Genomic DNA, 13,489 nt, shown 5'->3' on the forward strand with positions numbered 1-13,489 from the left:
CACCGGGAGAATTCGCGGTATGCCGGGGTTGACGAACAGGTTGGTCGGAGCCGAGATCTTTACCGGCGGGGAACAGCCGGTGATCTCTACAGGGGATGGCTTGGCGCTGCGGCCGTGGGCGGTCGGTGATGCGCCCGTGGTTTTCGAGGCGTTCAGCGATCCCTTGATCCAGCGGTGGCATGCCCGCAGTGCGGGGTCCGTCGCCGAGGTGCGGGGCTGGATCGAAGGGTGGGCGCGGATGTGGCGTACCGGCGCCGGTGCCAATTGGGCGGTTGCCGATGTGCGCACCGGGCGGCTGGTCGGCCGCGCCTCGTTGAAGAACATCCATTTGGACGGCGGACAGGCTGAGGTCGCCTATTGGACGACGCCCGCCGCCCGGGGCCGGGCCGTCGCGCCTCGCGCGGTCGCCGCGCTGACGACGTGGGCTTTCGACGTGGGATTTCACCGGCTCGAGCTGACCCACTCGGTGGCGAACCAGCCGTCGTGCCGGGTGGCCGCCAAGACCGGTTACGCCCTGGAGGGAACCATGCGCAGCGCGGGGCTGCACTTCGACGGCTGGCATGACATGCATCTGCATGCTCGCATCGCGGGCGGGTATGCGGTGGGCATGAGTGGACCCGAGAAGGATCGGACGACGGCGGAAGTGCAGGAGCAAGAGGCGGACTTTGCGGACGAGCATTCGAAGCCGACGCATGCCGAGGAGCATCCCAAGGGGGCCGAGCTCGAAACCGACGAGTCGACCCCGGACGGTCACGCCGGGATGGATGCCTAGATCCGGCGGATCCGGGCCAGCCACGCCACCACATCGACCGGGCCCGATTCGGGCATGCCCAGTTTCGCGGCCTCCTCGGCTACCGACTCGGTGACCCGGCCGCGATACTTCGTGACCCGCAGGTCCTCCAGTTCCCAACCGTCGTCGAATGATTCGCGGATCACCGCATCGCTGATCCGCGGGCCGAACCCGGGCTCGGCATCCGAAAGGGCGAGCACATGGACCAGTCCGCCCGGCTTGCACAGTGCGTACAGGCTCCGCACGTAGGCGGCCAGGGCCTCGGGCTCGGTGCCGAAGACGTGGAACAGGGCGCTGTCCACGATGGTGTCGTAGGTGGGCACCGCATCGGGAGCTCGATCACCGAAGGCGAGCGCGTCGGCGACTTCGAATCGAGCGGCCGGAACCTGCTGCGCGGCAGCGTTTCCGCGAGCGAACTCGACGGCGCTGGATGACAGATCGATACCCAGCACGTCGTAACCCAGTTTCGTCAGCAAGATGGTGTGTTCGCCTGCCCCGCAACCGATGTCGAGCACGCGGCCACGAATCCAGCCGTCGCGCTCCAACTCTACGATCGCAGGCTGCGGTTCACCGATCACCCACGGCGCGGTGTCGTTGTCATAAGCGGAATTCCAGATATCGGCAGGTCGAGTCATACGCCCCATGGTTCACCCTGAACCGAGGTTGAGGTCAACCGTCGGCCGGGAAATTCCAACTGGACCACAGCTGACGCGCCGCCGCCCCGGCGAGCTCGCGGATCGAGCTCGCCGGACGGCACGAGAGTCAGGCGACGGCGACCAAGCGGGCCGCGTTCGCGGACTCGTCGTCGGCGGCCTGGTTGGCGGCCAATTCGGCGTGCACCCGGTCGCTGTAGCGAGTGAGCTCGCGCTCGGCGTCCGCGGCATCCCAGCCGAGCCGCGACCCGATCAAGAAGGCCACCTCGGCGGCCGCGGCCAGACCGCGGTCCGGCGCCTCGATGGAGATGCGGGTCCGTCGGGTCAGCACGTCATCGAGATGCAGTGCGCCCTCATGGGTTACCGCGTACACGACCTCGGCGGCGAGGTACTCGTCGGCACCGGTCAGCGGCTTGGCCAGGTCCGGATCCACCGCGATCAGCTCGAACAGATCGTGCACGGCGGAGCCGTAGCGTCCGAGCAGGTGCTCGACGGTGGCCTTCGGCAGCCCGGCGCGCTGCGCCAGGCTGTCGAGATCGGCGGCCATCTCCTGGTAGCCGACCGCGCCCAGGATCGGCAGCTTATCGGTCACCGACGGCGCGACCGCGCGGCCGAGGCCGTGCACCGCGGCGTCGACGACATCAGCGGCCATCACCCGGTAGGTGGTGTACTTGCCGCCCGCGATCACGAACAGACCCGGCACCGGTTCGGCCACCGCGTGTTCCCTGGACAGGGTGGCGGTGTCGCTGGACGCGCCGGACAGCAGCGGACGCAGCCCGGCATAGGTGCCGACGATGTCGTCGCGAGTCAGCGGATCGCGCAGCACCGCGTTGACGTGATCGAGGATATACTGCACATCGGCGTTGCTCGCGGACGGATGGTCCTTGTCCAGCGACCAATCCGTGTCGGTGGTGCCGATGATCCAGTGCTGGTGCCACGGGATCACGAACAGCACGCTCTTCTCGGTGCGCATGATCAGCCCGGTGTCCAGGTCGAGTCGCTCGCGCGGCACCAGGATGTGCACGCCCTTGGAAGTCCGCACGTGGAACGGGAATTCGACGCCGGTCATCTTGTTCATCTCGTCGGTCCACACGCCGGTCGCACTGATCACCCGGCGCGCCCGCACGGTGAATTCGCGGCCGGTCTCCAGATCGGTGACGTGCGCGCCGATTACCCGCTCGCCGTCCCGCAGCAGCCCGGTGACCTTGGTGCGGGTGAGCACCGTCGCGCCGTGCTGGGCCGCGGTGCGGGCGATCATCATGGTGTGCCGCGCGTCGTCGACCTGCGCGTCGAAGTAGCGGATGGCGCCGGTCATCGAGTCCGGCCGCAGCGCGGGCGCCAATTCCAGTGCGCGCGTGCGTGTGAGGTGCCGGTGCATGGGCAGTGCCCTGGCCCCACCGATCGTGTCGTACAGGGCGACACCCGCGCCGATGTAGGCCCGTTCCCACACCCGGTGCTGCAGCGGCAACAGGAACGACACCGGGCGCACCAGGTGCGGCGCCAGCTTGTTCAGCAGCAGGCCGCGTTCCTTCAATGCCTCACGCACCAGCCAGAAGTCGAGCTGTTCGAGGTAGCGCAACCCGCCATGGATGAGCTTGCTGGATCGGCTCGATGTCCCCGCCGCGAAGTCCCTGGCTTCCACCAGGGTGACGCTCAGGCCGCGCGACGCGGCGTCGAGCGCCGCGCCCGCGCCGACCACGCCGCCGCCGATCACCAGCACATCGATCTCGTTGTCGCCCAGCGCGTTCACGGCGTTGGCGCGGTAGATCGGATCTAATCGTGCGGACATCAATTTTCTCCTTCGTTCTGAAATAGGCGCAAGCTCAGTGCGATTCGCCGATTTACTCGTCGACGTCGATCCAGTCGAGGGTGCGCGAGACGGCCGTCTTCCAGCGGGCGTAGCCGCGTTCGCGCCGCTCCTCGGTTCCGGTGGGGTGCCAGCGCTTGTCTTCGTGCCAGTTCTGTTCGAGTTCGTCTGTGCTGCTCCAGAATCCGACGGCCAGGCCCGCCGCATAGGCGGCACCGAGCGCGGTGGTCTCCGCGACCACCGGACGCGATACCGGCACGCCGAGGAAGTCGGCCTGTAACTGCATGCACAACTCGTTGGCGGTCACGCCGCCGTCCACCCGGAGCACGTCGAGGGTCACGCCGGAGTCGGCCTGCATCGCCTCGACGACGTCCCTGGTCTGGTAGCAGATGGATTCCAGCGTCGCCCGCGCCAGATGGGCATTGGTGCTGTAGCGGGACAGTCCGACGATCGCGCCACGCGCGTCGGAACGCCAGTAGGGCGCGAAAAGCCCGGAGAACGCGGGCACGAAGTACACGCCGCCGTTGTCCTCGACCTGCCTGGCCAGCGACTCACTTTGGGACGCACCGGAAATGATGCCCAGCTGGTCGCGCAGCCACTGCACGGCCGACCCGGTCACCGCGATCGAACCCTCCAGCGCGTACACCGGCTTCTCGTCGCCGAACTGGTAGGCGACCGTGGTGAGCAGTCCGTGCTGCGACCGCACGATCTCGTTACCGGTGTTGAGCAGCAAGAAGTTTCCGGTGCCGTAGGTGTTCTTCGCCTCGCCGGGACGGAAGCACACCTGACCGACCGTCGCCGCCTGCTGATCACCGAGCACACCAGCCAGCGGTACCTCACCGCCGAATGGTCCGTCGGCCCGTGTCTTGCCATACAGCTCCGGATTCGACGAGGGTGCGATGGTGGGCAGCATCGCCCGAGGAATTCCGAAGATGGTCAGCAGTTCGTCGTCCCAGTCGGAGGTTTCCAGGTTCATCAGCATGGTGCGACTGGCATTGGTCGGATCGGTGACGTGCACGCCGCCGTCGACCCCGCCGGTCAGATTCCACAGCAGCCAGCTGTCCGTGGTGCCGAAGATCGCCTCGCCCCGCTCGGCCGCCGCCGCGACGCCGGGCACATTGTCCAGGATCCAGCGCAGCTTGCCGCCGGAAAAGTAAGTGGCAGGCGGCAATCCGGCCTTGTGCCGGATGGTGTCACCGTGGCCGGCCCGCTCGAGCTCGGCGGCGATGCGATCGGTGCGGGTGTCCTGCCAGACGATCGCGTTGCAGTACGGACGCCCGGTCCTGCGGTTCCACACCACGGTGGTTTCCCGCTGGTTGGTGACGCCGACGGCGGCGAGGTCGCTCGCGTCCAAATCGGCCTTGGTGAGCGTGCTCTGGATGACCGCCCTGGTGCGCTCCCAGATCTCGGTCGGGTCGTGCTCCACCCAGCCCGCGCGAGGCAGAATTTGCTGGTGCTCGAGCTGGTGACGGGCAACCTCGTTGCCGCTGTGATCGAACACCATGAAGCGCGTGCTCGTGGTGCCCTGGTCGATGGCGCCGACATACTGGCTCATCGTGGTCCTTTCGAGGAAAAACTACTGAGAGACAATGAGATTCAGAAAAGGACCTGTGCGGCCAGCCCGGCGAGCACGCCGCCCGCCAACGGACCGACGATGGGCACCCAGGCATAGCTCCAGTCGGAACTCTTGCGACTGGGCCCAGGGGAAGCGGTGCGTTCGGGGATCTGTTCGGCCGAATAGCCGCCGACACCCGCGGGCTCCCGAACCGGTGCCGCGGCCACGCCCTTGCTGACCGGCAGCAGCGCGTGTGCGAGCCGAGGCCCGAGATCGCGCGCCGGGTTGATGGCATAGCCCGTCGGCCCACCGAGCGAAGCGCCGATACCGACGACGAGCAGCGCGGCGGCGAGCGGGCCGAGCCCGGTCGCGGTGTGACCGATGGACAGCAGCACCAGCACCAGGGCGAAGGTGGCGATCAGCTCGGTCGCGAAGTTCCAGCGCAGCCCGCGGATCGCGGGTCCGGTGGCGAAGACGCCCAGCTTCTTCGCGTCGTCGGTCTCCTCGTCGAAGTGCCGCTTGTAGGCCACATAGGCGAGATTCGCGCCGACGAACGCGCCGACCAGCTGTCCCGTGATGTACGCGATCGTGGCGGAGGCCGTGATGTCGATGCCGGGTGCGTACTGGTCCGCTCCGCTGGCCAGGACACCGATGGTGTACGCGGGATTGAGGTGGCCGCCGGTCTTGTAGGCGACATACACCCCGGCCATCACGCCGAGGCCCCACCCCATATTGATCAGCAGCCAGCCGCCGTTGAATCCCTTGGATTTGGTCAGCAACGCATTTGCCACCACGCCGACACCGAGTAGCACCAGCATCGCCGTGCCGAGTGCTTCGCTCAGGAAAATCGAGCCGAAGTTCACCGTTGAGCCTCCGTTCGCCCTGCCGGGCGCGGACGCGACCCTGCGAAAATCGACGTTACGACGGGATCGCGGGACCGGACATAGCGCCCGTTCGACAATGCTGAACGGTGGGGGTGGTTGTGCCGAGCCGCTGCCGCTACTGTCAGGCGCCCGAGGGGGTTGACATGACGCACGTCACACCGGCGCGCCGGGTGCGTCGCCTGCCGTTCACCGCATGTTCGACATTGTCGAATCGAGAGATTAGGTTTCGGTGCATGCCCGGTCCGATCCAATCGATCGAACGAGCGGCGGCCATCCTGCGGCTGCTGGCCCGCGGCACCGGTCGGCTCGGCGTCGGCGAGATCGCCGGCGCGCTCGGCCTCGCCAAACCCACCGCGCACGGGATTCTGCGCACCTTGCAGGGCGTCGGCTTCGTCGAACAGGACCCGGCGACCGGCAAGTACCAGCTCGGTGCGGCCCTGGTACACCTCGGCACCAGTTACCTCGATGCCAACGAGCTGCGTTCCCGCGCGATCAACTGGGCCGACGCGCTCGCCGCGCGCACGGGCGAGTCGGTGCGCATCGGCGCCCCGGTGGACGGCAGCGTGGTGGTGGTCCACCACGTCTTCCGGCCGGACAACACCGAACAGGCGTTGGAGCTCGGTGAACTGCTGCCGCCGCACGCCACCGCGCTCGGCAAGGTCCTGCTGGCCTACGACGCGGAACTCGCGGCCACGGTGCGCCGTGGCGACCTGATCTCGCTCACCCGCCGCACCATCGTCGACCGGGCCGCCCTCAATCGAGCCCTTACCGCCGTCCGGCAGGCGGGCTGGGCCGGGGACACCGAGGAATTCCGGCCCGGCGAAGCGGGCATCGCGGCGCCCATCCGCGCGCACGGCGGACTTGTGGTGGGCGCCATCGGGATCAGCGGCCCGGTCGACCGGCTGTGCGACCCGCAATTGCGGCACCGGCAGGCGCTGGTCGGCCATGTGCGCGACGCCGCGCACGCGGTGTCCCGGGATCTCGGCGCCGGACACTGAACACATCCATTCGTCGTAGGAGAGGACGCGGATGACGCAACGTTTTGTGCTCGCGATCGATCAGGGCACCACCTCGACCCGGTGCATCCTGTTCGACCAGCGCGCACGCCTGGTCGGTGTGGCCCAGCGCGAGCATCACCAGCACTACCCGCGGCCGGGCTGGGTCGAGCAGGACGCGATGGAGATCTGGCGCAACGTCGACCGGATCGTGCCGCAGGCGCTGCGCGATTCCGGCATTACCGCCGATCAGATTGCGGCCCTTGGCATCGCGAACCAGCGGGAAACCACGGTGGTGTGGGATCGGCGGACCGGAGCGCCGATCCGGCGGGCCATCGTCTGGCAGGACGTGCGCACCGAGGAGTTGGTCCGCGAATTCGAGGAAAAGCCCGGCGCGGACCGGATTCGGGAGCTGTGCGGGTTACCGCTGGCCACCTATTTCGCCGCGCCGCGGCTGCGCTGGCTGCTCGATACCATTCCCGGCCTGCGGGATCGGGCCGAACGGGGCGAGGTGCTGTTCGGCACCATGGAAACCTGGCTCATCTGGAATCTGACCGGCGGCATCGACGGCGGCCTGCACCTCACCGACGTCACCAATGCCAGCCGCACCCTGCTGATGAACCTCGCCACCCGCACCTGGGATGCGGAACTGCTGAGCTTCTTCGGGATTCCCGCGGCGATGCTGCCGCGCATCCAGCCCTCGATCGCGCCCTACGGCACCACCCGTCGGGTCGTGCCTGGCATCCCGATCGCCGCCGCACTCGGCGACCAGCACGCGGCACTGTTCGGCCAAACCTGTTTCGCCCGTGGGGAAACCAAATGCACCTACGGCACCGGCGGATTTCTCATGATGAACACCGGCAGCGAACTGGTGCAGTCCAAGCACGGCCTGCTCACCACCATCGGCTATCAGATCGGCCCCGAGCCCGTCTACGCGCTGGAAGGACCGATCGCGGTCACCGGCTCGCTGGTGCAGTGGGTGCGCGACAATATCGGCTTGGTCGCCAGCGCCCCGGAGATCGAAACCCTCGCTCGCACAGTGCAAGACAACGGCGGTTGCTACATCGTGCCCGCGTTTTCGGGGCTTTACGCGCCGCATTGGCGCAGTGATGCCCGCGGTCTCATCGCGGGCTTGACGTCCTATATCACCAAGGGCCACATCGCTCGTGCGGTCCTGGAGGCCACCGCATGGCAGACCCGTGAGGTGGTCGACGCGATGAACGCCGACTCGGGTTTGCAGGCCCGCGCGCTGCGCGTGGACGGCGGCATGACCTCCGACAACCTGCTGATGCAGATCGTCGCCGACGTCCTCGACGTGCCCGTCATGCGCCCATTCAACGCCGAAACTGTCTCGCTCGGTGCGGCTTACGCCGCCGGACTCGCCGTCGGCTACTGGCCGGACCTGGAGGGACTGCGCAACAACTGGCGGTTGGCCGCGCAATGGCTGCCGCAGATGGACCCCATCCACCGCGCGGACGAATACGAGAACTGGCAGCGCGCCGTGCAATTGACCTTCGGCTGGCTACGCGCCAAACGACGACGGGACGAGGCCGGGACGCGCTGACTAGCCGACGCTGCTAGCGGCGCTCGTCACCGGAGCACGCAGCGACCCGGCGATATTCGCCCGGACCCGGGCGGCGGTCCGCCGCAACCGGCCACCCTCCAGCCCGGCTTCGAGTTCGAGCCGGATGCGGCCGTTGCGCAGCGCGGTCCGCAAACCCGTTGTCACGCCGGAGATTTCGGCGACCGCCAGGGCGGCACCGGTCTGGAACTTCCGTTCCGAAGCGGTCTCCGGCGCGTCGTCGGAGGTGGCGATCAAGAATCGGTCGGGGACCGAGAGCTTGTGGATGGTGCGCATGGTGAGCAGGTATTGGCGCAGCAGGGAACCGCTGGTGTAGGGGAGATCGTACTTGTCGCACAGTGCGCGGACCCGTTGCGCGATCTCGGCGTAGCGGTTGCTGGGGAGGTCGGGGAACAGGTGGTGTTCGATCTGGTAACACAGGTTTCCGCTGGCGAAGGCCAGGGTCGGGCCCGCGTCGAAGTTCGCGGTGCCGAGCATCTGCCGCAGGTACCACTCCGACTTGGTCTCGTCCTCGAGCGCCGCGGGCGTGAACTTCTCCGCGCCGTCGGGGAAGTGGCCGCAGAAGATGACCACATAGGCCCAGGCATTGCGCACGACGTTGGCGGTGACATTCGCGGTCAGGGCGCGGCGCCAGCGCTTCCCGCTCAGCGCGGGAAACAGCACGTAGTCCTTGATGGCCTGGCGGGAGACCTTCCGCAGGAACGCCTGAGTGAGTGCCCGCTTCTCGGACTTCGTCTCGACCCGGTCCCGGTCCGCGTACAGCCCGTGCAGGCCGATGCCCCACTCGAAGGTGGTGGCCAGCAATAGGTTTTGCAGCGGCTGCGCGAGATGGCTCGGCCGCCACTCCTGGTCCCTGGTCACCCGCATCACGCCGAAACCGATGTCGTCGTCCATGTCGAGGACATTGGTGTAGAGGTGGTGACGGAAGTTGTGCGAGTACTTCCACTGGGTGGACAGCCCGACCATGTCCCACTCCCAGGTGGTGGAGTGGATTTCCGGATCGTTCATCCAATCCCATTGACCATGCGAGACGTTGTGCCCGATCTCCATGTTCTCGATGCTCTTCGCCGCCGCGAGCGCCGCGGTGCCGAGCAGCCAGCCCGTCTTGTTCCGGTTGACCGCGATCAGCAGCCGGGCGACGGTATCGAGCGCCCGCTGGAAGCGGATAGTGCGCCGGATGTAGGCGGCGTCGCGCCCGCCGAGCGATTCGCTGACATCCCGGTGGATCGCGTCGAGCTCGGTGCCGAGCGCCTCGATGTCTTCCTTGCTCAGGTGCGCGTACACGGCAATGTCGGTGATAGCCATTGGCCCTCTTCGGATCGGATCGGCTGCGCTGGGTAATCGGGCCGCGCAGGGCAGGAAGCCGGGTCGGGCCGCCGGATGTCGGGATCGGCGTTGCTCGGGTGACCCAAGCTCGATGGTCGGCCGAATAGGAGGCCGACGACGATGATTCTTACTTCGACGCTACCACCGCCCCGGACACCGGCACGGGAACAGCAGGCGGACGCGAGAACAACGGGACGTGGCGGCGTCGGATCGCCGGTCAGGACACGATGCGATCGCGTTGGCCAGGGATAGCGCGCGCCTCGACGCGCGGAGGGGGTTGAATAGAGGGGATTGGCTATTCGCGGCCGATCGGAGGAGGCTCGACGGATGAGTCAGGAAAGCGGGCAAGGGTCCGGGCTGTTCAGCCATGACACCATTCCCATTCAGGTGTATACGCCTGCCGAGAGCAGTGACGTACATCATCAACCGGTATTCAGTAGAGCCGAAGATGGTTCCGGGTCTGTTGTCGGGGAGGTCCCGCCGCACGCCTGACGCCGGACATGACGCGAGCCCCCGCGCCTCCTCGCGAGATGCGGGGGCTCGCGCATCTCCTCACGAGATCCGGGGGCTCGCGCGGTTTTCCTCCCGGCGGCTGACGACCTGTTGTTCAATAAGTGAACAGTCGCTAGTCAATGTTGATGGGAAGCACATGGGAACTCTCGACGGCAAGGTCGCCATTGTCTCCGGCTCGGGCCGCGGTATCGGTCGTGAGATCGCGCTGAAGCTGGCAAGCGAGGGCGCGAAGGTCGTGGTGAACGATCTCGACGCCGAACCGGCCAAGGAGACCGTAGCCGCGGTCGAAGCAGCGGGCGGGCAGGCGGTTTCGTGTGTCGGCAGCGTCACCGAGGACGGCTTCGCCGAACGGTTCGTGCAGACCGCGGTCGACGAGTTCGGCGGGCTGGACATCATCATCAACAACGCCGGCTACACCTGGGATTCGGTGATCCAGAAGATGACCGACGAGCAGTGGGACGCCATCCTCGACGTACACCTCAAGGCGCCGTTCCGAATCCTGCGGGCCGCGCAGCCGGTGATCGCGGCGGCCGTAAAGCAGGCCAAGGCGGCCGGTGAACCGGTGCCGTGCCGCAAGGTGGTCAACATCTCCTCGCTGGCAGGCACGGGAGGCAATGCGGGACAGGCGAACTACTCGTCGGGGAAGGCGGGCATCATCGGCCTCACCAAGGCGCTCGCCAAGGAGTGGGGACGCTACAACGTCACGGTGAACGCGGTCGCGTTCGGACTGATCAAGACCCGGCTCACCGAGGCGCCCGCGGGCACCGGCGGCACGATCGACGTGCAGGGCAAGGAAATCAAGGTCGGCGTGAACCCGAATCTGCTCGCCGCGATGGAGCAGATGGTGCCGCTCGGTCGCGGTGGCACGCCGACCGAGGCAGCGGGCGCGGTGTACCTGCTCTGCATTCCCGAGTCCGACTACGTCAGCGCGCAGACCCTGGTCTGCGGCGGCGGATTCAACATCTAGTATTCGTCGGTTTCCCGAGGGAGCGATAGTGGTGAACGGGCCGGACCTGGTCCGTCCGGCCCGTGGCACCAGGCCAGCGAACCGGCGCGCACTGATCGTTGCCGCCGCCGCGGATCTGTTCTCCCGCAACGGATACCCGAATGTCGGCATGGGCGAGGTCGCCGAGGCGGTGGCCATCGGGCCGTCGGCGCTGTACCGGCATTTCCGTGGCAAGCAGAGCCTGCTGGCAACGGTCGTCGACGAGGCATTGACCGCGTTCGCCGCCGCGGTCGACACGGCGGCGGGGAAACCCGACGAGGTCGCGACCACGCTCGCCGCGACCGTGCTCGCGCGCCGCGATGTCGGGGTGCTGTGGCGGCGCGAGGCCCGCCATCTGTCCGTGCGAGACCGGGCGGCATTTCGTACGCAGGCCAGGCAGATCGGCGCACGCCTCGCCGAGATCATCGCCGCCCGCCGCCCCGAACTCGACCCGGTGGCCGCGGACCTACTCTCCTGGGGCGCCTTGGCGGTCGCCAATAGCGTGTCTTTCCATCGCCTTTCGCTGCCGGAGCCCGAATTCAGCGCGCTGCTGGGTGAACTCATCGGCGCGGTGATCACCGCACCGAATCCGACGCTGGGGCAGCGGCGCGACAACGACACCGACCCCGCGCCGCTCGCCGCGCGCTCGCGCCGCGAAGCCATCGTCACCGAGGCGACCAGGCTCTTCGCCGACCGCGGTTTCGGGAGCGTCAGCATGGATGAAATCGGTGCCGCCGTCGGCATTGCCGGGCCGAGCGTCTACAACCACTTTCCGGCCAAGGTGGACATCCTCCTGGCAGCCATCTTCCGTGGCGAAGAACGGCTCCGGATCGACATGCAGCGCGCACTCGCCCAGGCCGCCGACCCCCGCGACGGCCTCGCACGCCTACTCGCGGGTTACAGCACCTTCGTCTTCGAGAATCCCCACCTCATCCAGACCCTTGCCGCGGAAGCCGGACATCTCCCCGACGCGCATCGGCAGCGCGCCGAGCTGGCGCAACGCGCCTACATCGCCGAGTGGGTCCACCTGCTCCGCAGGCTCTACCCGGACTTCGACCCGGTCCCCGCCCGGATCAGAGTTCACGCCGCCCAATCGATGCTGAACGACCTCGCCCTCACTCCACACCTACGCGCGTATCCGGGCATAGCGTCTGCCGCCGCCGCATTCGGTGCCGAAGTGCTCGCGCTACCGGCGACGCTGCGATGCCAACCCGATAGCGATAGTCAGCGCGCTGACGAACCCGTGAGGATCTGGGCGGAAGGCGCGGCGGCCACCGCGCCGGCGACCGCCGCCTCGGCCTCGGCGACGTCGGAGCGTGGCGCGTCGGCGGGGTAGTAGTCGGCCGTTCTGGTTCCGGTGAAAAAGTCTCCTGCCCAGCCGATCGCCACTGTTTGCAGCGTCGAGATGTTCACGCTTTCCGGCGTGCCACAGAGCAGATCGCCCATCATGTCGCCGCTGGTGCCCTCGGCATCGGTGTGCACGCCCGAGTCGATGCGGATACCGACGTATGACCGGTGGAGCAGTTGCTGGACGGCGGCGGTGCCACTGCCAAGGCTGTTGCACAGCGATGGTGGAGCCGAGATCGTCAGGATGGGGATGGCGGTGGTGTCGAGATCGGTGAGCGCGCGCTCGGTGTTGTTGCCCAGGAAGGACTTCACCGGATCGAGCAGGACCAGGCCGCGCAGGGCGGGCCAGGTTTGCGGGTAGGTGGTGTGCAGGCGGTGGGCGACGTACTCGATCGCCTCCGCGCCCGCCGAGTGACCGATGAACACGAACTGGCTTGGCATCCGCAGATCCGGTCGCCGGGCCGAGTGTGCGGCCGCGGCAAGGCTTTGCGCGAGCGGGCCGCTGGGATCGCTTGCGGTGCCGAAGAGGTGGGCGACATTGTTCAGGAAGCCGGTGTTGTCGCCGAGGTTCTGCAAGGTGCAGCCGGAGATGTCCAGAAACGGCAGACTCGGCGCGAAAACGAGATAGCCTGCGGCGGCGAAACTTCGGGCCAGGTAGGCGACATTGGCATTGGTGCGGGCGAAACCGTGTTGCAGCCAGATCGACCCCCGCGGGCTGCCCGCGGGTAGATACCAGTCCGCGTTCTGCCGCAGGGTGCTTGCGGCGCATGGGATGTCGATGGTTGCCGGGATGCCGACAGGATCGGCGGCCGTCGCTGTCGCGGTGGTGAGGGTGAGGGCGGTGCAGAGGGTGGCAACCGCGAAGGCGGGACCTCGAAGGTTCATCGTGACTCCAGCGACGAGCGCGCTGTTTCCTGTAGCGAAATAGCGTTTCTTTCTTGATTGCCCATTAGCGCCCAGTGGCGGGCTTCTGTCAAGTGCGGCGACTGAGGCATCTGTCCTGCAACGCGGAGAAACTCAACCCCATACGTTTCGTATAGCGAAACGGCGTT

The 13,489-nt window shown here is 67.4% G+C and carries 11 protein-coding genes; 5 read left to right on the forward strand and 6 right to left on the reverse strand.

The genetic code is table 11. The annotated features are described in order from the left end of the window. Positions 1 to 19 precede the first annotated feature (19 nt). Entirely contained in the window at positions 20 to 772 is a 753-nt protein-coding gene (locus KV110_RS07650; protein ID WP_218474635.1) for a GNAT family N-acetyltransferase, read from the forward strand. On the opposite strand, the gene KV110_RS07655 is transcribed toward KV110_RS07650, so the two are convergent. From KV110_RS07655 to KV110_RS07670, 4 genes are all read right to left on the reverse strand, one after another. Next, on the reverse strand, positions 769 to 1,425 hold the full coding sequence (locus tag KV110_RS07655; protein WP_218474637.1) for a class I SAM-dependent methyltransferase: 657 nt from the start codon (positions 1,423 to 1,425) through the stop codon (positions 769 to 771). The genes KV110_RS07650 and KV110_RS07655 overlap by 4 nt on opposite strands. A gap of 127 nt (positions 1,426 to 1,552) precedes the next feature. Next, positions 1,553 to 3,232, reverse strand: coding sequence for a glycerol-3-phosphate dehydrogenase (gene glpD, locus KV110_RS07660; RefSeq protein ID WP_218474638.1), 1,680 nt, complete (start codon positions 3,230 to 3,232; stop codon positions 1,553 to 1,555). Between the two features lie 52 nt (positions 3,233 to 3,284). Then, entirely contained in the window at positions 3,285 to 4,805 is a 1,521-nt protein-coding gene (gene glpK, locus KV110_RS07665) for a glycerol kinase GlpK (RefSeq protein ID WP_218474640.1), read from the reverse strand. A gap of 41 nt (positions 4,806 to 4,846) precedes the next feature. Continuing rightward, on the reverse strand, positions 4,847 to 5,668 hold the full coding sequence (locus tag KV110_RS07670; RefSeq protein ID WP_218474642.1) for an MIP/aquaporin family protein: 822 nt from the start codon (positions 5,666 to 5,668) through the stop codon (positions 4,847 to 4,849). A gap of 254 nt (positions 5,669 to 5,922) precedes the next feature. Between KV110_RS07670 and KV110_RS07675 the strand changes: the two genes are divergently transcribed. Continuing rightward, positions 5,923 to 6,687 (forward strand): IclR family transcriptional regulator, encoded by a 765-nt coding sequence (locus tag KV110_RS07675; RefSeq protein ID WP_218474644.1) that lies wholly within the window; start codon positions 5,923 to 5,925, stop codon positions 6,685 to 6,687. Between the two features lie 31 nt (positions 6,688 to 6,718). Continuing rightward, positions 6,719 to 8,248 carry a glycerol kinase GlpK gene (glpK, locus tag KV110_RS07680; RefSeq protein ID WP_218474646.1) on the forward strand — a complete coding sequence of 510 codons (1,530 nt, stop codon included), beginning with the start codon at positions 6,719 to 6,721 and terminating at the stop codon, positions 8,246 to 8,248. Here glpK (KV110_RS07680) and KV110_RS07685 read toward each other — a convergent pair whose 3' ends face one another. Next, positions 8,249 to 9,571, reverse strand: a complete 1,323-nt coding sequence (locus tag KV110_RS07685; RefSeq protein ID WP_218474648.1) for a fatty acid desaturase family protein — start codon at positions 9,569 to 9,571, stop codon at positions 8,249 to 8,251. 670 nt (positions 9,572 to 10,241) lie between these two features. Between KV110_RS07685 and KV110_RS07690 the strand changes: the two genes are divergently transcribed. Together KV110_RS07690 and KV110_RS07695 are read left to right on the forward strand one after the other, a co-directional pair. Continuing rightward, positions 10,242 to 11,072 carry an SDR family NAD(P)-dependent oxidoreductase gene (locus KV110_RS07690; RefSeq protein ID WP_218474649.1) on the forward strand — a complete coding sequence of 277 codons (831 nt, stop codon included), beginning with the start codon at positions 10,242 to 10,244 and terminating at the stop codon, positions 11,070 to 11,072. Positions 11,073 to 11,103: 31 nt separating this feature from the next. Continuing rightward, positions 11,104 to 12,426 carry a TetR/AcrR family transcriptional regulator gene (locus tag KV110_RS07695; protein WP_246634391.1) on the forward strand — a complete coding sequence of 441 codons (1,323 nt, stop codon included), beginning with the start codon at positions 11,104 to 11,106 and terminating at the stop codon, positions 12,424 to 12,426. Here KV110_RS07695 and KV110_RS07700 read toward each other — a convergent pair. After that, the gene (locus tag KV110_RS07700; protein WP_218474652.1) at positions 12,315 to 13,322 is read right to left on the reverse strand and encodes an alpha/beta hydrolase; all 1,008 of its coding nucleotides are present in this window, start codon (positions 13,320 to 13,322) and stop codon (positions 12,315 to 12,317) included. The genes KV110_RS07695 and KV110_RS07700 overlap by 112 nt on opposite strands. Positions 13,323 to 13,489 lie beyond the last annotated feature (167 nt).

The sequence above is a fragment of the Nocardia iowensis genome (assembly GCF_019222765.1).
In the GTDB taxonomy this organism is placed as follows: domain Bacteria; phylum Actinomycetota; class Actinomycetes; order Mycobacteriales; family Mycobacteriaceae; genus Nocardia; species Nocardia iowensis.